The sequence below is a fragment of the Aminobacter sp. Y103A genome, from assembly GCF_030294925.1.
GTDB lineage: Bacteria > Pseudomonadota > Alphaproteobacteria > Rhizobiales > Rhizobiaceae > Aminobacter > Aminobacter ciceronei.
This window is the reverse complement of sequence record NZ_AP017986.1, coordinates 2797276-2816728: the sequence shown is the minus strand read 5'-3', so window position 1 is coordinate 2816728 and position 19453 is coordinate 2797276. Positions and strand designations below refer to the sequence as shown.

Below are 19453 nucleotides of genomic sequence, written 5' to 3'. Positions count from 1 at the left end.
CTCGAATTTTCGTGCCAGCACGCCCGACCTATTGCTTGAAGCAATGCTCGCGATGCCAGTGCAGGAAGTGTGGATGAGGACGATCGGATAGACGCTGGGGGCCGATTGCTCGGCCGCTGCGATTGACGATGCCCTTAATGCCATCGGGATCGTTTGCCTGGCGGGAAATCAGGATCTCAAGATCATCCGATAGGCTGATAAGGCCGCGATCAAACATCCAGTGGGCTGTTCCGGATAACGCGATGCCGTTGCTGACGACGTCCGGTCCGTCGGCCTCGACAGGGCGAATATGTGCCGCCGCAACTTCCGCCCTTCCGCCACCATTGATGAGCTTCAATCCCGTGATCGCACAGCGCTCGTCATAGGCACGCAGGACGATCTTTCGGAAGACGCGGTCACGCACGATGCGGGATGTCAGGAACTGCGCACGCTCTCGGCTCTCCTCAAACACAAAAGGCGCCTGGTCTTCGAAGAAGCCGCCAGCTGGCGCCACCGGATCGACCCTCGGAAGCGTGGATTCTGCCTGATCCAGCCCCAACGTTACGATGCGACTGAAATCGATTGGAGAAAGCGGCCTTACCGCCGCCTGGGCGCGCCCGGAAATTCGCCCGTCGTCGTTGAGAAGCCCGCGCTCGATCACACCGTCAGCATCACTGAAGGGAACTGGATTGGCAAAATCGAGATAGCTGCCTGGTTCGATAAGCGCGAGAAACATGCCCTTCGCGCTGGGATCCGGGATGACCTGCTGCACCTTGGCAACTGCGAAGTATCCCTTGGTGTCGGCTACCTTACGTGGCTCGTAGTAGACGATCCAATCGCCGACACAGGCCTGCACCCGGCCGAAATATTGCGGCGGGAACTGATACCGTTCGGCAGGACTGTCGTCGTAGATCGAATCCGATCGGTGAATGAAGACCCCGTGCCCCATTCACCTTAGTAACGCGAAGCAGAAAGATTCGCGAGAACAGTCGTTCACGAAATCCAGCAACCAACTCTTGCCTTGTCGCAGGCCGTCAGCGTGCAACTGCAAAGCCAGCTGCCCATGTAGTCCTGCTCGACGCCGCGCATCGCTTTCGCAACGGCGTTGGCACAGCTGTTTTGTAATGGCCTTGAAAGGCTTTCACCTCACGGCCCGCGTCGCCCAGGCAGACGATCAACGACCTCGATCGCTCGCCTCCTTGGCTACACTCAGAACGGGATTTCGTCGTCGAGGTCGCGCGAACCGCCGCCGCCCATGCCGCCACCGCCGCCCTGGCCGCCGCGATTGCCACCGCCGCCGCCACCAAAGCCGCCGCGGTTGCCGCCGCCATAGCTGTCGGTCGGGCTCGACTGACCGAAGTCAGAACGGCCGCCGCCGCCATAGCCGCCACCCTGACCGCCGCCGTAACCAACCTGGCCGCCACCGCCGCCATAGCCTGCGTCACCGCCCTGGCCGCGCGCGTCGAGCATCTGCAGTTCGCCGCGGAACTTCTGCAGCACGATTTCGGTGGTGTAACGCTCGATGCCATCCTTCTCCCATTTGCGGGTCTGGAGCTGGCCCTCGATGTAAACCTTCATACCCTTCTTCAGGTACTGCTCGGCAACCTTGGCGAGGTTGTCATTGAAGATGACGACCTGATGCCACTCGGTCTTTTCCTTGCGTTCGCCCGAATTCTTGTCGCGCCAGCTTTCCGAAGTCGCGATCCTCAGGTTGACGACTGGCTCGCCCGAATTGAGCCGGCGGATCTCAGGGTCAGCGCCCAGATTGCCGACCAGAATGACCTTATTGACGCTACCTGCCATGACACCGCTCCGCGCTCGTCCGAAACCAAATTCCAAGAAAATGTGAGGGCGCACACTAGCCCATTGCACCCTCCGCCCGCGCCCCCTGGCAGCGGAAAAGCTCGTGCCGTCCACAAGTCATTTTTGTTCTTATTTTGTTCTATCGCCAACAATTGAAAATGGCAAGAGGCATCGTGCCGAATGCGAGCGGGCCGCCCTTCCGGACGGCTCGCCAGCTTATCGGTGTCAGGAACAGGATTACGCTTCGCCCTGCATCCGTTCCTTGAAGAAGTCGAGATGCTTGCGCTGCGCCTCGATCATCTTCTCGCGGTAGAGGCCGTAGATCACGTCGGTATCGTGCAAAGTCACGCCTTCGATTGTCGGCGAGGCGAAGGTCGGCAGCTCGATGCCGCGGTCGGCAAGCTTTTGCGCCGTGCGCGCGATCAGCTCATGCGTCATGATCATAGCGAGCACCGTCGACGAGCCGGCCACGGGGCGGCTCCAGCCCTTCACCGGCACGATGGCGTCCTCGATCGGTGAAGTCGTGTCGATGACGACGTCGGCGGCATCGGCCAGGCGCTTGCCGGAGGAATGGCTCGCCGGCTTGTCCAAATTGTTCTTGCTGGTGATGGCGACGACGAACAGCCCGCGCTTCTTGGCGTAGAGCGCGGTGTCGATGCCCGACGCGTTGCGGCCGCTATGGCCATAGATGATGATGGAATCTCCAGGGTTGAGCGGCTGGTGGTCGAGGAATTTTTCCGCGTAGTTCTCGGTGCGTTCGAGCCACAGGAGTTCGCGCACGCCGCCCGAACCCAGCACGTTGTGCCACATCACACGCGGGTCGGTCAGCGGATTGAAGCCGACATAGGAGCCGTAGCGCGGAAACGCCTCCTGGCACGGCAGCACCGAATGGCCCGAGCCATAGAGATGCACCAGCCCCTTGTTGGCAAGCGTCTCGGCCAGCCGTGCCGAAACGGTCTCGAACGCGGCCTCGTTGGCGCTTGCGGCCCCGTCGATGAGCTTGGCCAGCCGGCTGATGTAGGAAGTCGTCATGGGAAAGAACCTTTCAGATGGTCAGAGATGGAGAACGGAACGGATTTCGTAGCGGTCGCCGCGCATGGTCGAGACCGTGAATTCAAACGGGCCGGAGCGGTCGAAGGCGATGCGTTCGACCATGAAGGCGGAGCTGCCGGCCTTCAGCTGGATCAGCTCGGCATCCTCCGGCTTGACCTCGCCGATGCGGTAGATTTCGCGTGCCTCCTGAGGCACGATGCCGTAGCTCGCCTTCAGCGTCTCATAGAGCGAGGAGACGCTTGCCGCCGTTTCCAGCAGGCCCTGCACGCGCGCCGCCGGCAGATGCGCGGTCTGGATACCGATCGGCTGGTCGTTGCCAAGCCGAAGGCGGCGCAACTGGAGTACCGGCGTGCCTTCCTCGATCTCCAGCGCGCCGGCCACCTGAGCGTCCGCGGCAATGATCCGGGCGTCGAGCAGCCTGGTTCCCAGATTGAGCCCGAGATTGGCCATCTCCTGGGTGAAGCTGGTCAGGCCGCGCACGCCGGCAATGACGGTCGGGCTGCGCACGAAGGTGCCGCGCCCATGTTCGCGGCTGAGCAGGCCGGAATCCTCGAGGTTGCGCAGGGCATGGCGCACGGTGATGCGGCTCACTCCCAATAGGTCGCACAGGCGCTCCTCATTGGGGATCTGCGCGCCCGTCGCCCACTCGCCGGACGAAATCAGCGTCCGCATCGCCTGCTCGGCCTGGTGCCACAGCGGCTCCGGCCGGTTGCGGTTGGGTTTTGCAAAGATTCCGCTCATCGGATTTCGTCCCATTGTTGGCCGCGCGCGCCGGCGAATGCTGCCCCCACAAGGCTGGCGTCCTTGCCGAAGCTGCCGACCTCGATGCGCACGCGTCTCAGATGCGGCGGCAGTTGCTTTGCCATCGCGGCTCGCACCATCGGCACCAGCACGTCGGCCGCCTCGGCCACGCCGCCGGCTAGGATCACTGTTTGCGGGTCGAGCAGCGCCACGGCGGTTGCCAGGCTCACGCCCAGCGCCTTCGCCGGCCGCGCCAATGCATCAATCGCAGTCACATTGCCCGCACGCGCCGCCGCCACCAGCCCGCGACCGTCACTGAAGCCGGCCTGCCGCCCGATAGCATCGAACGCCCGACCCGATGCCTGCCGCTCCAGCCAGCCGTCGCGGTCGTGGCCTTCATCGTCCAGATCGGCGCAGGCCCAGCCGAAGGAACAGGCAGCTCCCTGCCCGCCACGCATGATACGCGAACCCGACAGCACGGCGGAACCGATGCCGGTACCGATCGCCACCAGCATCGCGTCCGACAGCCCCTTGGCCGCACCAGCTGACACCTCAGCCAGCAGCGCCAGCTGCGCATCCTGGCCGAGTCCGATCGAGAGATTGGGGAACAGCCCGGCGAGATCGACGCCGTCGAGCCAGGGCAGATTGGGGATCCACAGGCAGCGCGTTCCGCGTGCCGTGCCTGGCACCGACACACCGAACCGCTCGGCACCATGGTCGTGCGCCATCCGGGCGATCGCCTCGCGGAAACCGTCGAGCCCCTTGGGCGCCGGCCAGGCGCCAATGTGCTCGACGGCGGCAGGCGCGGCGGCGGCGCAAAGCCCTGCCCTGAGCTGCGTGCCGCCAAGGTCGACGGCCAGAACCTTGCTCATCCCCTCACTCCGGAGCTTACGATGGAGTCGACGAAGAAGCGCTGCAGGAACACGAACAGCACCAGCGGCGGCAATACGGCCAGCGTCGCACCCGCCATGACCAGGTTGGTGTTCATCGCACCCCTGTTGTAACTCAACAGCCGGCTGAGGCTGATGACGATCGGGTACTGGTCGGCGTTGCCCTGCAGCACCGTCAGCGGCCAGAGATAGCTGTTCCAGTGATAGACGAAGGCAAACAGCGCGAGAGCTGCCACCGCCGGCGTCACCAGCGGAGCCACGATGACGAACAGGATGCGCATCTCCGAAGCGCCGTCCATGCGCGCCGCATCGATCAAGTCGTCGGGCACGCCGGCAATGAACTGCCGCATCAGGAAGATGCCGAAGGCATTGGCCAGGTTGGGCAGGACCACGCCTGCCAGGCTGCCGTCGAGCCCGATGGTGCCGATCATCCGGTAGAGCGGGATCAACGTCACGATCGGCGGCAGGAACATGGTCGCGATCAGTAGCGCAAACAGTGCATTGCGACCATGGAAGCGATGCTTGGCAAAGGCGTAACCTGCCATCAGGCTGGTGACGATGATGCCGGCCGTGGTGATGGCGGCGATGACGGCCGAATTCAGCATCGAGCGGCCGACATTGATGACGCCAGACACCTTGCCGAAGGCCTCCAGGCCCGGGCTCTCGGGTAGCCACACCGGCGGCACCTGCATGGTTTCGGCCGGCGTCTTCAGGCTCGACAGTACCATCCACACCAGCGGAAAGGCCGAGGCCACGGCGACCACAAGCATCAGCGTTGCCACGACATAGTCGCCGCTGGTTGGGCGTGACCTGAAGAAAAACAAGCCGCGGCGCGGCCGCCATTCGCCAGCCGCGCTCATTCGTCGTCCCCCTTCCGAGCGATAGCGAACAAAGCGAAGATCACGACGATCAGCGACAACATCAGCGTCACCGCCATGGCGGAGCCCAGGCCACCCTGGGCGCGTTCGATGCCGACACGCCTTATATGATAGGTCAACACGTTGGTCGAGCCCACCGGCCCGCCCTGCGTAATCAGCGCCACCGGCTCGAACACCTGCACGGCATTGATGATGGCAATGACGGCGCTGAACAGCAGCGTCCGCTTGAGCAGCGGCAGGGTGATCGCCGTGAACTGCTGGCGCCCGTCCGCACCGTCGATGGTCGCGGCCTCGTAGAGGCTGGTCGGGATCTGGGTCAGCCCGGCCACGACAAGCACGGTGAAATAGCCGACCTGCTGCCAGACATTGAGAACAACGATTGATACGAGCGCGGTGCTGGGCGACGACAGCCAAGGCTGCGGGCCGATACCCAGCCAGCCGAGCATCTGGTTGATCGGTCCCTCACTCGGCGAATAGAGTTTCGACCACACCAGCGCCACTGCGATCATCGGCACCATGTAGGTCGAAAACAGGATGGTCCTGAGCGCGTTGCCGCCGGCGACATTACGCTGGTAGACGAGCAGCCCGAGGCCAACCGAAACAGGCAAGATCAGCGCCACCGACATCAGCGTGTAGAGCGCCGTATTGACCAATGCGCCCTTGAAGTCGCGCCCCACCGAGGTTGCGCCAAAAATCTCGCGGAAATTGTCGAGCCCGACGAATTCGGCCGTCTGGAAACCGGTCTGCGTCGACCAGTCCTGCAGCGACAGCCACACCGTCAGCACCATCGGCACGACGATGAAGGCGCCGATCAGCGAGACGGCCGGCGCCAGCATCATCCAGACGGAATGTTGGTGGGTTCTGGTCATGAGATGGATCAGTTGCAGTCGAGGGGTGCGCGAGACGGTGACACTGCGTGCTTCTTCCCGTTCACGGGGAGAAGATGCCGGCAGGCAGATGAGGGGCAGAGCTTACCTCTCCGAACATGGAGCCGCCCCTCATCCGGCCCTTCGGACCACCTTCTCCCCGTGAACGGGGAGAAGGTGGTGAGCGCCTACTTCGCAGCTTTCTCCAGGATCGCAGCCGCGTCGGCCTGCGCATTGGTCTGCGCCTCGGTGGCTGAAACCTTGCCATATTGCAGCGCCTCGATGGTCTGCTGCAGCGACTCCGAAAACTCCTGGCCGCCGAGAACGACCGGGAATGGTTTTGCATCGCCCAGCACGCTGACATAACCAGACAGGAATTCCGAACCAAGCTTGTCCTTGAAGGCATCGACGTCGGAACTGCGCGACGGCAGGATGCCCATCGACATCAGGATGTTGGCCATGGCCGAAGCGCCGTTCGGGCCCGACTTCGGGCTGTTCAGCCAGGCGAGGAAATCCCACGCCGCCTTCTGCTCGGCCTCCGCCGCGCCCGCATTCACCACGGTCATCCACGAATAGGAGATCGAGCGCGGCTTGTCGCCTGAGGGCCCGACAGGGATCGGCGCCGTGGCGATATCGGCGAACTTGTCGCCCATGCCTGTCTTAAGCGCACTCTCCCACCAGTTGGCCATGATGATCATGCCGGTCTTGCCGGAGACGAAATTGTCGAGGAACGGCCCTGTCGTGTTGGCGTCGGCCGTGCCCATGGCCGGGTTGCTGGAGCCCGACTTGATCAGCTCCTCATAGAGCTGGAAGGTCTCGCCGGCGTTCTTGCTGTCCAACACCGGCTTGCCGCCGGTCACCAGTTCGCCGCCATTGGACACCAGCAGCGACGAAAACGGATGCACCACGCCCGCCGCCCAGCTGTTGATCATGCCAAACCCCTGCTGTCCCGCATCCTTCTTGGTCAGCTTGGCGGCGGCGTCCTTCAGCTCGTCCCAGGTTTTGGGCGCCGCTTCGATGCCCGCCTCCTTGAACAGCGCCTTGTTGTAGTTCAGCGCATAAACATCGATCTCGTTGGGCACGCCGTAGAGCACCCCACCGACGCTCGCCGCCGTCACCACGCCTGCCGGCCAGGCACCCTTGACCTCGCCGGCAACCGTCTCGGGTGCAGGGGCAACGAGCTTGTCGCGCGCCAGTTCCGGCAGCCACAGATCGTAGATGCCGGCGATGGTGGCAGCCTGCCCGCCACCCTGCGAGCGCAGCGTCGTCAAAAGGTCGCCGAACGGCACGGCGCGCACTGTTACCGCCACGTCGGGATGGTCCTTGGCAAAATCCTTGGCCGCCTGTTCCAGCAGCGCCACCGTCTCCGGCGACCAGTGGGTCAGGTAGGAAACATTGATTGACTGCGCCCATACGGCGCTCGGCAACAGGGAGATGCCGGCGGCCAGCGCGCCCTTGATCCACGCGAGTTTCATAAAATCGTCCTCCACATGCGGGGCCACGTTCCCAGCTTAACCCGCGCCAAGAGGTTATAACGTCATACTGACCTGTCAAGACAGCAGGTTTCGATTTCCGGCGCGTTTCGCACAGCCGCAATTTCAGGTGCGCACTTTGTCAGGAGACCGACCGCCCTTGTCTTGCAGTGCCAGACACGGTCCACGACAACTGAACTCGGCAACGACTCACGCTTCGGGGAGGATCCGTTGATTGCCGCCTATATCGACGAGTTCATCATGCTCTGCGCCGGCGCCTGGATGACGGCCGTCGGCTTCGGTTATATCGATCTGACGACGTCTCCCAACCAGCCCTGGCTCGCCAACCTCGTACGCCAGTTCAAGTGGATGGGCCTGCTCCTGATGCTGATCGCCGTCATCCTCGGTATCGCTGCTCCGTCCTGACGAGCGCGCGATGCGCATTACTGAAATCGGGGAGGCCACAATCCCCATTTCGCGCTACGCCGACCCGGCGATTGCGTCCGGCGGCCTGACAACAAGCATCGTCGCAGTCGTCACCGATGTTCTGCGCGCTGGCAGGCCGGTTATCGACTGGGGTTACGCTCAGTTGGACGCTTCTCCCAAGGCGGACTGATCCGCGAACAGGCATCGGCTTCGAGGCCAACGCAGCAACCCGCGCTGTTCAAGGCAAAGCTCGGCGTGCCGTGATCGCGCACCTCCGGCTTGCCGCCGCCGCGCCCGCCTGCTCTTATTTGCAGCGGAAAACGGAGAGAGGCAGGGCATGGGTTTCATCAAGGTCACGGCGGTTTCGCCCTCGGGGGCAACATCCTACATCCGCATCGCCGACATCGTCGGCGTGGCCGCCGGCACGAGCAGTCCGAACACCGGCAAGGCAGTGGTGCAGGTCCGCTCCGGCGGCGACAGGCCCTACCCCTGGCAGGTCATGGAGACGCCCGACGAGGTGATGGCCCTTATCGCGGCCGGATCGTAACAGCAGCGGCGGTACAGTCGGAACTCCACGCCCTGCCCAGCAGGCATGGCGGTGCGCTGCGGCGCTCGCCTAATACTCCTGCTGCCCGCCAGGAATGCCTCCCACAGCACATTGCCGTACCACGCCTGGCAGATCGCCTCCGACCACTCCTCGCTGTCGGTTGCCAAGCGCCCAGACGCTCCCTCAACCCGCCAGTGCCAGCTCCACCGCCGCCTCGGCATGCAGCTTGACCACGTCGAATGCCGGCATCGGATAGGCATCCATACCGAGCAGCAGCGGCAGTTCGGTGCAGGCGACGACGGCGGCTTCTGCCCCGCGCGCGCCGAGATCGCCGGCCAGTTGCTGCAGCACCGCGGCCGACACCGGCTTCACCAAGCCGAGCGTCAGTTCGTCGATGATGATGCGATGCAGTGCCGTGCGCTGTTCCTCCGATGGCACGATCACCTCGATGCCAAAACGCTGCTGCAGCCGCTCGGCGAAGAACCCGAGTTCCATCGTGTAGCGCGTTCCGAGCAGCCCGACGCGCTTGATGCCGGCGGCACGGATCGCTTCGCCGGTTGGGTCGGCGATGTGCAGCAGCGGAATGCCGATCGCGCCGGCCACCTGATCGGCAACCGTGTGCGGCGTCACCGCTGTCAGCATGGCGAAGGCGGCTCCCGCCTTTTCAAGGCTGCGCGCCGCCTCCGAGATCACCGCTGCAACCCGCATCCAGTCGCCTTCGGCTGCCAGCCGATTGAGTTCGTCGAAATCGAGCGTGAACATCAGCGAGCGCGCATTGTGATGCCCGCCCATCCTGGCATGTGCCGCCTGATTTATCAGCCGGTAATAGAGCGCGCTGGACTCCCAGCTCATCCCGCCCAAAAGTCCGATCAGCCTGGTCCGGTCAACAGTCACGATTGTTCCCCCGCTCGGCCGTGCTGGCGGCCTCAATGCTAGGTCGGAACGATCAGGCGATTGTGCAAGGGTTGTACAAGCGGAGTTTCAGCACCTCGCATGCTTTGGAAAATCGAGCCCGGAATCGGCAGGGACAAACAGACCAGGGACAGGCGCAGCCCAGGGACAGGCGGGCCCAAAAAAGTTGGCCCCGCCGCTACCAGGAGCGCACGGGGCCTGTTGTCGGGTTATACCCTTGCCTGCCGGGAACGGTTTACCGGCTTTGCTCTCTCGGATGCTTCGTGGCTCACAGCCAACGATCCGACCATGGTTTCAAATTGTCTGGGGGAACAACAGGTCGGGGTTTGCGTGAGGCTTTTCGCTAGGGAAAGCCAGGCACCTGCGCCTGCTGTGGTTCCGTCCTGTTAGCGGAACCCTTTGGGACTGTCCGGTGGAGTCATGCTCTGCTCCTACGTCAGTTGCGCCATGTGTTCGCCTGCTGCTCAACTCGCGTGTCTGCGGCGTCTCGCAGACCGACCGTAGCATGGTGAGGAGCCCTCAAGGAGGCTCGGCCTCAGGCGACATACGCAGTCTGCATCCCTGATTCGGCGGCGTCAACCACAACATTGTTAGTCGGGAAAAATGTGATCGAAGTCGGCTTTCGTGGCCCCGGATTCGCGTGACGCTCCTGCCATAACGCTGTCAGGAGCGCGTTCGGCCTTTGTTCTTTCCACTTGCCCCTGCGCGCCAAAGGCGCTTAAACGCATTTGGTTGCCGCACCTCTCGACCGGGCGGCGAAATTACCTACATGAGGGATGGTTGGGCTCGCCCGCCACTCCAAGCAATTCCAGATTTGAGGCGGCGGCGCGGCAATGGCCGATCACAAGTACATTTCCATTCGCGGTGCGCGCGAACACAATCTCAAGAACGTCGATCTCGACCTGCCGCGCGACAAGCTGATTGTCATGACCGGCCTGTCCGGCTCGGGCAAATCCTCGCTCGCCTTCGACACCATCTATGCCGAGGGCCAGCGCCGTTATGTCGAGAGCCTGTCGGCCTATGCCCGCCAGTTCCTCGAGATGATGCAGAAGCCCGACGTCGACCAGATCGACGGCCTGTCGCCGGCGATCTCGATCGAGCAGAAGACGACCTCGAAGAACCCGCGCTCGACGGTCGGTACCGTCACCGAGATCTATGACTACATGCGCCTCTTGTTCGCGCGCGTCGGCGTGCCCTATTCGCCGGCGACCGGCCTGCCAATCGAGAGCCAGACGGTCAGCCAGATGGTCGACCGCGTGCTGGCGGTCGACGAAGGCACCCGCCTGTTCATCCTGGCGCCCATCGTCCGCGGCCGCAAGGGTGAGTACAAGAAGGAGCTCGCCGAGCTCCAGAAGAAGGGTTTCCAGCGCGTCAAGATCGACGGCGCCTTCTACGAGATCGCCGAAGCGCCCGTTCTCGACAAGAAGTACAAGCACGACATCGATGTCGTCGTCGACCGCATCGTCGTCCGCCCCGACCTCGCCACGCGTCTGGCCGACTCGATCGAAACCGCGCTCAAGCTGGCCGAAGGCCTGGCGGTCGCCGAATTCGCCGACAAGCCGCTCGACGCCAGCCAGACCGGCGCGGACGCTATCAACAAGTCCGCCAACGAAACCCACGAACGCATTCTGTTCTCGGAGAAATTCGCCTGTCCGGTCTCGGGCTTCACCATCCCGGAGATCGAGCCGCGCCTGTTCTCCTTCAACAACCCGTTCGGCGCCTGCCCGGCCTGCGACGGCCTGGGCAACCAGCGCGCTATCGACCCGGCACTCGTCGTGCCGGAAGAGCATGTTTCACTGCGCGAGGGTGCGGTTGCGCCCTGGGCCAAGTCGACCTCGCCCTACTACACCCAGACACTGGAAGCGCTCGGCAAGGTCTATGGCTTCAAGATCGGCGACCGCTGGCGCGACCTTTCGACTGAGGCGCAGGAGGCCATCCTGCGCGGCACAGGCTCGAAGGAAATCACCTTCAATTATGACGACGGCCTGCGCTCTTACAAGACGACCAAGACCTTCGAGGGCGTGATCCCCAATCTCGAGCGCCGCTGGAAGGAAACCGAATCCGCCTGGATGCGCGAGGAGATCGAGCGCTTCATGTCGGCCACGCCCTGCCCGACCTGCGCCGGCTACCGCCTCAAACCGGAAGCATTGGCGGTCAAGGTCGGCGGCAAGCACATCGGCGAAGTCACCGAGCAGTCGATCCGCAAGGCCAATGCCTGGTTCGAGGAATTGCCGGCCCTGCTCAACGACAAGCAGAACGAGATCGCCGTCCGCGTGCTCAAGGAAATCCGCGAACGCCTGCGCTTCCTCAACGACGTAGGCCTCGAATATCTGACGCTGTCGCGCAATTCCGGCACGCTGTCGGGCGGCGAAAGCCAGCGCATCAGGCTGGCCTCGCAGATCGGCTCGGGGCTGACCGGCGTGCTCTACGTGCTCGACGAGCCGTCCATCGGCCTGCACCAGCGCGACAATGCCCGCCTGCTCGACACGCTGCGTCACCTCAGGGACATCGGCAACACCGTCATCGTCGTCGAGCATGACGAGGACGCGGTGCTGACCGCCGACTATGTCGTCGACATGGGCCCGGCCGCCGGCATCCATGGCGGCCAGATCATCGCCGAAGGCACGCCGCAGCAGGTCATGGCCAACCCCAACTCGATCACCGGCAAGTATCTGTCGGGCGAACTCGAGATCGCGGTTCCGGCCCAGCGCCGCGAATTGAAGAAAAACAGGCGCATCAAGGTCGTTGGCGCGCGTGGCAACAATCTCAAGAATGTCAGCGCCGAGATCCCGCTGGGCACCTTCACCGCCGTGACCGGCGTGTCGGGCGGCGGCAAGTCGACCTTCCTCATCGAGACCCTGTTCAAGGCAGCGTCGCGCCGCATCATGGGCTCGCGCGAGCATCCAGCCGAGCACGACCGCATCGAGGGCCTCGAATTCCTCGACAAGGTCATCGACATCGACCAGTCGCCCATCGGCCGCACGCCACGCTCCAACCCGGCCACCTACACCGGAGCCTTCACGCCGATCCGCGACTGGTTCGCCGGCCTGCCGGAAGCCAAGGCGCGCGGATACCAGCCCGGCCGCTTTTCGTTCAACGTCAAGGGTGGCCGCTGCGAAGCCTGCCAGGGCGACGGCGTCATCAAGATCGAGATGCACTTCCTGCCCGACGTCTATGTCACCTGCGACGTCTGCCACGGCAAGCGCTACAATCGCGAAACGCTCGACGTGTTGTTCAAGGGCAAGTCGATCGCCGACGTGCTCGACATGACGGTCGAGGAAGGTGTCGAATTCTTCGCTGCCGTTCCCGTGGTGCGTGACAAGCTGATGACGCTCAACCAGGTCGGCCTCGGCTACATCCACATCGGCCAGCAGGCCAACACGCTGTCCGGCGGCGAAGCCCAGCGCATCAAACTGGCCAAGGAGCTGTCGCGCAAGGCAACCGGCAAGACGCTCTACATCCTGGACGAACCGACCACCGGCCTGCACTTCCACGATGTCGCCAAGCTGCTCGAGGTGCTGCACGAGCTCGTCGACCAGGGCAACACGGTGATCGTCATCGAGCACAACCTCGAGGTGATCAAGACCGCCGACTGGGTGCTCGACCTCGGCCCCGAAGGCGGCGACGGCGGCGGCGAACTCGTCGCTTCGGGCAGGCCCGAAGACATCGTCGCCGAACCGCGCAGCTACACCGGCCAGTTCCTAAAGGAACTGCTGGAACGCCGCCCGCGCGGCAAGCAGGAGGCGGCGGAGTAGCGATTGGCAGGCGCCAGGGAGGCGCTTGCTCAGTCAAGTTGACGCAGCCCGGCAGCAGGATGCCGGAGGGTCTATGCGATGCGTGGGCGCCACGGCTCGTGTTCGTGCGTGAGCCAAACCAGTTCGGGGTCGAGCGCGAGCACCCGCAACTGACCTTCGCTGTACGGCTCATCCAGCTCGCCGAACCAGACCGCTACGTCGCCGCCAACGACGATCGGGCGCCCACCAGTCTCAATGACGACGACCTGCATGCCGGCTGTGTGGCCCGGCGCCGGGACGAGCCGGAGCCCGGCAAGCAGCTCGAATTCGCCGTCGATCTGTACATACTGCACGCCGGGCGCGTCGACCCACTCGCGCATTGGGTATTCGTTCTCGTCGCTACGCGCGTCGTCGAGCTCGCGACGCTGGACATAGATCGGCTTGCCGGCGAAGAGGTGGTTTCCGCCGCAATGGTCGGCGTGCAGGTGTGTATTGACGACGATATCGATGCCGGCGGTGTCGAAGTCCTGCTTGTCCAGCGGATGGAGACGGGGATTGAAGGCCGCCACCAAGGTCGGGTGCAGGTCCGTCATGCCGGTGTCGACCAGAATGCGCGCTTCGGGATGGTCGATGACATGTACATAGACTGGCATCCACTCGCCCTCGACGCTCAACTCGGCAACGAGGATTGGCGTGATGGTGATCGAGGCGTGGGCGGTCATCCTTCTTCTCCTTCGACATGTTCCAGGCAGCCGTTCAGGTCGTGCATGCCCCCCAATGATGTCGCGCGCGGGCGCATGGCTTGGCTGAAACGCCGCGTGGTCGACGCGGCCCTCCTCATCGCGAACGCGGCCATGCCACTCCCACCCCATCACTCCGATTGCATTACGCAACCGGTTCGAAGATAATTTGACCGATCTTGTTTTGCAATCGGTTTTTGCTGTGTTCTAAGGCCAGGGCTCAGCCATCTACGATACGCCTGTTGGTCGCCATCTTTTCGACCTGGGAGGGAGCGATGACTCAAGAACGACCGCAGCTTCGATGCCGTCCTGACCGAGGCCGAGAAGGCGGCCTGGGCGTGGAAAAGGTCATGCGCCGCCGCACCCTGGCGCGGTTGCGGCGGTCGCGCCAGGCTGCGGCCCCGAGCGCAACCAATGCGCCGATGAAAACCACCTCAATCAGGATGCTCAGCACCTGCCCTTCCCGCACCGTCTCGTTGAGAACCGGCGGCACAGCGGCAACCGCTATCGCCGCGGCCAGCAGTGCACCGGCCATCAGGTAGGATGCACCGAGCAGCAGCAGCGCCTGGCCGTCATCCAAAGGCGATCGCGCATGATCAGGCTGATACAGCGCCGCGACCAGCAGGCAGGCAGAGACCAGGGCGACGAATGGCCTGACCAGCCCGAACATCGTCCAGTCGAGACGGTCCTTGGCCAGCAGGTCACGGTCGTTGACCGCGAAATCGCAGGCTATCAGCGACACGATGGTTGCCCCGGCCAGGGCGATCATGCCCATCCGCACCACCCCGTAGGGCGAAGCGGCCCGCGCCCCTGGAATCGTCGACATGAAGGCTCAGACATGTTAGTGTTTGTATGAGCTTCGCTAGCCGGCTACCCTCCGACAAACAGTAAATCTCACACCGGTTCCGCGCGATATATTGCCTGCCGGCCTCGGCCTTCGCGCAAGTTGCTGTCAGGATGCTTGCCCAAGACATCGTTCGCGGCTTTGACGCTCCTCTGCCTTCCGCTAGAAGAGACCGCAGCGACTGAGAAGGGATAGATCGATGACTGGAAACATCCGGGCAGGCATGGGCGGCTGGACGTTTGAGCCCTGGGAGGGCACGTTCTACCCGGAAAAGTTGTCCAAGGCCAAGCAGCTACAATTCGCCAGCAGCCACGTGCCGACGATCGAGGTCAACGGTACCTATTATTCATCCTTCAAGGAACCGACCTTCCTGAAATGGGCCAGCGAAGCCCCTGATGGTTTCGTCTACGCGCTCAAGGGCAACCGCTTCGTCACCAACCGCCGCGTACTTGGTGAGGCTGGCGAATCGATGACGCGGTTTCTCGGCTCCGGCGTTGCCGCACTTGGCGACAAGCTCGGCCCGATCCTGTGGCAGTTTGCGCCGACCAAGAAATTCGCCGAAGCCGACTTCGGCGCCTTCCTCAAGCTTTTGCCTGAAAAGCAAGATGGCGTGAAACTGCGCCATGCGGTCGAGGTGCGCCATGATTCCTTCATCGTGCCCGAGTTCGCCGCGCTGGCCCGGAGGCATGACGTCGCCATCGTGTATGCCGACCACGCCAAATATCCGGCAATTGCCGACATCACCGGCGATTTTGTCTATGCGCGGCTGCAGACCGGCAGCGACGACAATCACGATTGCTACACGTCGGAGGCACTTGATGTGTGGGCCGAACGCGCCAAGGTCTGGGCTGACGGCGGCACACCTGCCGACCTGCCCCGTGCCGATCCAGGCACCGAGGCGCCGGTCAAGCCGCGCGACGTGTTCGTCTACTTCATCACCGAGGGCAAGGTCCGCGCGCCCTTCGGCGCCATGGCGTTCATGAACAGGATCAACGGCTAGCGCACTCCAGGAGAGCCGCCGCAGTTTTCCAGAAAGGCTTTGATCAAGCTCCGGCGTTGCGTCCGGAACCGGCCGTCAGCGCATCCCAGGCGGCCATCGCCCCATCGGCAATGGCCAGCAGCGCCGCACGTGAGGCGCCATCGCGTGCCTGCACCGACATGCCTTGCTGCACGGCAAGGTAAAACGCCGAAATCGCGTCACAATCGGCGGACTCGGGCAGTTCGCCCGCAGCCACGGCCTGTTTCAGGCGGCCGGCCAAGTCGCGCGCGCTCGACATGCGGCGTTCGCTGAGATCGCGGAACACCTCGGCATTGGTTTCGCTGACATTGAGTGCGCCCAGCACGATAAGGCACCCCCTGGGATCGCCAGGTTCGCTGAACGCCCGCGCCGACGCACGCAGAAAATCGCTGATCGCCTCCCTGGCACTGCCGGGGCGTTCGAAGGCGCCCCAGATATCAACACCTTCGGTCGCCCCATAGAGATCGACAGCCTCGCGAAACAACGCTTCCTTGCTGCCGAAAGCCGCGTAAAGGCTGGGCGAATTGATGCCCATTGCCGTCGTCAGCTCCGCCAGCGACGCCCCGTCATAGCCCTTTTTCCAGAACACGCGCATTGCCTGCCGCAACGCTGCATCGCGGTCGAAGCTGCGTGGACGACCCTTCCGAGACATCTCAAACCTTTCTGTTATGAACGATACATAATGTTCTTGACGCCCTTGCGCAAGGCTGCCATCTATTTTGTATCGTTCAATACAGAAAGATAAATCATGTCCTCCCTCAGCGATACGAAACAACACTCCGGGCTCAAACTGTCCGGTCTGGAACTGGCCGGCAAGGTCGCCCTGGTGACCGGCGGCAGCCGTGGCATCGGTGCTGCCATTGCCGTCCAGCTCGCCACATCAGGCGCCGACGTCGCCCTGACCTATGTCCGCTCTGCGGAAAAGGCCGAGGCCGTCGTCGGGCAGGTCGAAGCCCTTGGGCGGCGTGGCCTGGCGATCCAGGCCGACAATGCCGATGCCGCAGCCGTCGAAGCGGCGGTGACTGCCACCATCGCGGCGTTCGGCCGTCTCGACATCCTGGTCAACAGCGCCGGCATCTGGCACCACGGCCCCATCGACACGGTTTCGCTGGAACAGCTCGACGAAGTGATGTCGGTCAATTTCCGCGCCCCCTTCATCGCCTCGAAGGCAGCGGCCGGCGTCATGCATGACGGCGGTCGGATCATCTCGATCGGCAGCAACCTGGCTGACCGTGTTCCCTTCGAGGGCATCGCGCTCTATTCGGCCAGCAAGGCAGCGCTTGTCGGCCTGACCAAGGGCCTCGCGCGCGACCTCGGCCCGCGCGGCATCACCGTCAATGTCGTCCATCCCGGCTCGACCGAAACCGACATGAACCCCGCCGAGGGCGACGTCGCCGACTACCAGCGCAGCCTGATGGCAATCCCGCAATTCGGCTTGCCCGACGACATCGCCGGCCTTGTAACCTGGCTGGCCGGCCCGCAATCCCGCTTCGTCACGGGTGCAGCGCTGACGATCGACGGCGGCACCAACGCCTGATCACGTCCTCTCCACCACCCTGCCTACGGAGCGTTGAGCGCATTTCACCTTTGTCGCGATCCTTCCCACCCCCTCTGGCCTGCCGGCCATCTCCCACGCAAAAGGGGATATCAGGCCGTCATTGACCTCGCAGTCAATCGCCATGGTTGCACATTGGGACATCACAGCATGGGCGCCGCCGGCGACGCGACTGATCTCCACCCTTGCAGGGGAGATGGCCGGCAGGCCAGAGGGGGGAAGGAACGCGAAGCAAAGGATTGCTTCGCACGACACCTGCCAAACTGACCAAGTCCGTTGTCACCATCCGTCACCCAATCCGCGTGGATGGTCCGGCCCGATTGCCCACGCCCGACGCGGAGAAAGCGCGCGCCCTCACCCGCTCAACGCCGCCACCACCTCCCGCAATGCCAGCGGCAGGTCCTCAGCGATCAGGCCGGGCCCGAAACGCCGTGCCGCCTCGGCGTGAATCCAGACGGCGGCGCAGGCCGCCTCGAAAGCCGGCACCCGTTGCGCCAGAAGGGCGGCAACGATGCCGGACAGCACGTCACCCGACCCTGCGGTCGCCAGCAGCGGCGTGCCATTGGCATTGATCGCAGCACGCCCGTCGGGCACAGCTATCACCGTGTCGGGGCCCTTGTATATGATGATGGCATTGGCCTTGGCCGCCGCCACCCGCGCCCGCTCGAGCTTGGACAGCGACGCATCGGCGGCGATCTCGGGAAACAGCCGGCCGAACTCGCCATGATGCGGTGTCAACACAAGCGCTGGCGCATTCGGGCGTTTTCGCGCCTCGAAGAACGCGGCGCGGCGATGCGAAAGCGAGGTGATGCCGTCGGCATCGAGCACAAGTGCTGCGAAGCGGCCCTCGGCGACAGACATCAGCTCCAGCGCAAAACGCCCGATTTCAGGCTCGGAGCCAAGGCCTGGGCCATAAACCAGCACCTCGGGCTTGCGTGCGCCGAGGAAGGCCAGCGCATCTTGAAGCGTATCGGAACGCCTCAGGATGATTGAGGTCAGGTGCGCCGCATTGGCAGCCAGTGCCGCTCCAGGTGACAACACCGTCACCGCACCCGCCCCTGCCCGTGCTGCCGCCATCGCCGACAGTCGCGCAGCACCGGTGGCCGACGGACCACCGGAAAAGACGCCGACATGGCCGCGGCTATATTTGTGGGCGTCATTCGCCGGCGACGGAAAATGCCGCCGCCACCATGCCGGATCGTTTTCGAAGCAGCGCACGGACGTAGCGCCAACTATGGCCGCGGCAATACCGATATCGGCAACCACCACCTCGCCGCACTGCGCACGCCCGGGATAGAGCAGGTGCCCCGGCTTCTTGCGGGCAAAAGTCACGGTCACCGTCGCCTGGAAGGCACTGCCCAAAATCTCGCCGGAAGCACCCGACACGCCGGAGGGTAGATCGACCGAAATCACCGGAACAACGGCCGAATTCGTCCGTGTTATCGCCTCGACCACCTCACCGTCGAGCCGCTTGGAAAGACCGGCGCCATAAAGCGCATCGACGACGATCGCGCCCGACTCGGGAGCGAAGGCAGCCAACGGCTCCACCTTGACCGAACATTCGGCAGCAGCCAGCGCCGCATCGCCGCCGCTGCGCGGCGCAGCGGTCGCGAAAAGCCTGACTGCAACGCCGCTTTCGGCAAGCAGGCGCGCCGCGACATAACCGTCGCCGCCATTATTGCCCGGCCCACACAGCACATGGACGGCCTTCGCACCGGGAAACCGCTGGAGCACCACATCGGCAACGCTGCAGCCCGCCCGCCGCATCAGGCCGATGCCGTCGACGGGCCCGGCGGCGATCGTCAGCCCGTCGGCCTCAGCCATCTCGCTGGGGGTCAGCAGTTCAAATGCCATGGCAGTCATCCCGGATGAATCCTGCTACCGAGTTAGCACGCCGCAGCCACTCGGCCCAAACGGCCATGCCTCAATTCAACCACGCACAAATCGAAGGCATGTTGCCGTATTTTTGTGCACCACCAGCGTTGCGAAAACGAT

At 63.8% G+C, this 19453-nt stretch carries 19 protein-coding genes; 6 read left to right on the top strand and 13 right to left on the bottom strand.

Annotated elements, in window-relative coordinates:
• Positions 1 to 28: 28 nt before the first annotated feature.
• From Amn_RS13780 to Amn_RS13745, 8 genes are all read right to left on the bottom strand, one after another.
• Positions 29 to 928: an HNH endonuclease gene (locus tag Amn_RS13780; RefSeq protein ID WP_067962253.1), complete on the bottom strand. Its 900-nt coding sequence runs from the start codon at positions 926 to 928 to the stop codon at positions 29 to 31.
• A 260-nt stretch (positions 929 to 1188) separates the two neighbouring features.
• A complete protein-coding gene (ssb, locus tag Amn_RS13775) occupies positions 1189 to 1782 on the bottom strand; it encodes a single-stranded DNA-binding protein (protein ID WP_067962255.1) in 594 nt (197 codons plus the stop codon).
• 237 nt (positions 1783 to 2019) lie between these two features.
• Positions 2020 to 2814 (bottom strand): sugar isomerase domain-containing protein, encoded by a 795-nt coding sequence (locus Amn_RS13770; RefSeq protein ID WP_286288190.1) that lies wholly within the window; start codon positions 2812 to 2814, stop codon positions 2020 to 2022.
• A gap of 21 nt (positions 2815 to 2835) precedes the next feature.
• Complete coding sequence (locus Amn_RS13765) at positions 2836 to 3576, bottom strand: GntR family transcriptional regulator (protein ID WP_067962259.1); 741 nt, start codon at positions 3574 to 3576, stop codon at positions 2836 to 2838.
• On the bottom strand, positions 3573 to 4448 hold the full coding sequence (locus Amn_RS13760; protein WP_286288185.1) for an ROK family protein: 876 nt from the start codon (positions 4446 to 4448) through the stop codon (positions 3573 to 3575). Before Amn_RS13760 ends, Amn_RS13765 begins: the two co-directional genes overlap by 4 nt.
• Positions 4445 to 5326, bottom strand: a complete 882-nt coding sequence (locus Amn_RS13755) for a carbohydrate ABC transporter permease (protein WP_286288183.1) — start codon at positions 5324 to 5326, stop codon at positions 4445 to 4447. Before Amn_RS13755 ends, Amn_RS13760 begins: the two co-directional genes overlap by 4 nt.
• Entirely contained in the window at positions 5323 to 6213 is an 891-nt protein-coding gene (locus Amn_RS13750; RefSeq protein ID WP_067962267.1) for a carbohydrate ABC transporter permease, read from the bottom strand. The genes Amn_RS13755 and Amn_RS13750 overlap by 4 nt, the downstream gene beginning before the upstream one ends.
• A 185-nt stretch (positions 6214 to 6398) precedes the next feature.
• Positions 6399 to 7685: an extracellular solute-binding protein gene (locus Amn_RS13745; protein ID WP_286288178.1), complete on the bottom strand. Its 1287-nt coding sequence runs from the start codon at positions 7683 to 7685 to the stop codon at positions 6399 to 6401.
• A 228-nt stretch (positions 7686 to 7913) separates the two neighbouring features.
• Here Amn_RS13745 and Amn_RS13740 point away from each other — a divergent pair, with 228 nt between their 5' ends.
• The 3 genes from Amn_RS13740 to Amn_RS13730 all read left to right on the top strand — a co-directional run bounded on the left by Amn_RS13740 (position 7914) and on the right by Amn_RS13730 (position 8655).
• On the top strand, positions 7914 to 8108 hold the full coding sequence (locus tag Amn_RS13740) for a hypothetical protein (protein WP_286288176.1): 195 nt from the start codon (positions 7914 to 7916) through the stop codon (positions 8106 to 8108).
• 10 nt (positions 8109 to 8118) lie between these two features.
• A complete protein-coding gene (locus Amn_RS13735; protein WP_067962273.1) occupies positions 8119 to 8298 on the top strand; it encodes a hypothetical protein in 180 nt (59 codons plus the stop codon).
• A gap of 147 nt (positions 8299 to 8445) precedes the next feature.
• Positions 8446 to 8655, top strand: a complete 210-nt coding sequence (locus tag Amn_RS13730; protein ID WP_154387060.1) for a hypothetical protein — start codon at positions 8446 to 8448, stop codon at positions 8653 to 8655.
• 183 nt (positions 8656 to 8838) lie between these two features.
• Here the strand turns inward: Amn_RS13730 and Amn_RS13725 are convergent, their stop codons facing one another.
• Positions 8839 to 9549: an aspartate/glutamate racemase family protein gene (locus Amn_RS13725; protein WP_246765287.1), complete on the bottom strand. Its 711-nt coding sequence runs from the start codon at positions 9547 to 9549 to the stop codon at positions 8839 to 8841.
• A gap of 851 nt (positions 9550 to 10400) precedes the next feature.
• On the opposite strand from Amn_RS13725, the gene uvrA reads away from it, so the two are divergent.
• A complete protein-coding gene (gene uvrA, locus Amn_RS13720; protein ID WP_067962280.1) occupies positions 10401 to 13322 on the top strand; it encodes an excinuclease ABC subunit UvrA in 2922 nt (973 codons plus the stop codon).
• A 71-nt stretch (positions 13323 to 13393) separates the two neighbouring features.
• On the opposite strand, the gene Amn_RS13715 is transcribed toward uvrA, so the two are convergent.
• Entirely contained in the window at positions 13394 to 14023 is a 630-nt protein-coding gene (locus Amn_RS13715) for an MBL fold metallo-hydrolase (RefSeq protein ID WP_154387061.1), read from the bottom strand.
• A 298-nt stretch (positions 14024 to 14321) separates the two neighbouring features.
• Entirely contained in the window at positions 14322 to 14867 is a 546-nt protein-coding gene (locus tag Amn_RS13710) for a hypothetical protein (RefSeq protein WP_286297790.1), read from the bottom strand.
• Between the two features lie 217 nt (positions 14868 to 15084).
• Here Amn_RS13710 and Amn_RS13705 point away from each other — a divergent pair, with 217 nt between their 5' ends.
• Positions 15085 to 15885: a DUF72 domain-containing protein gene (locus Amn_RS13705; protein WP_286297787.1), complete on the top strand. Its 801-nt coding sequence runs from the start codon at positions 15085 to 15087 to the stop codon at positions 15883 to 15885.
• A gap of 43 nt (positions 15886 to 15928) precedes the next feature.
• Here the strand turns inward: Amn_RS13705 and Amn_RS13700 are convergent, their stop codons facing one another.
• Positions 15929 to 16555 (bottom strand): TetR/AcrR family transcriptional regulator, encoded by a 627-nt coding sequence (locus Amn_RS13700; RefSeq protein WP_154387073.1) that lies wholly within the window; start codon positions 16553 to 16555, stop codon positions 15929 to 15931.
• Positions 16556 to 16693: 138 nt separating this feature from the next.
• On the opposite strand from Amn_RS13700, the gene Amn_RS13695 reads away from it, so the two are divergent.
• Entirely contained in the window at positions 16694 to 17440 is a 747-nt protein-coding gene (locus tag Amn_RS13695) for an SDR family NAD(P)-dependent oxidoreductase (RefSeq protein ID WP_067966585.1), read from the top strand.
• A 372-nt stretch (positions 17441 to 17812) separates the two neighbouring features.
• Here Amn_RS13695 and Amn_RS13690 read toward each other — a convergent pair whose 3' ends face one another.
• Entirely contained in the window at positions 17813 to 19312 is a 1500-nt protein-coding gene (locus Amn_RS13690; RefSeq protein ID WP_286297785.1) for an NAD(P)H-hydrate dehydratase, read from the bottom strand.
• Positions 19313 to 19453: the final 141 nt, after the last annotated feature.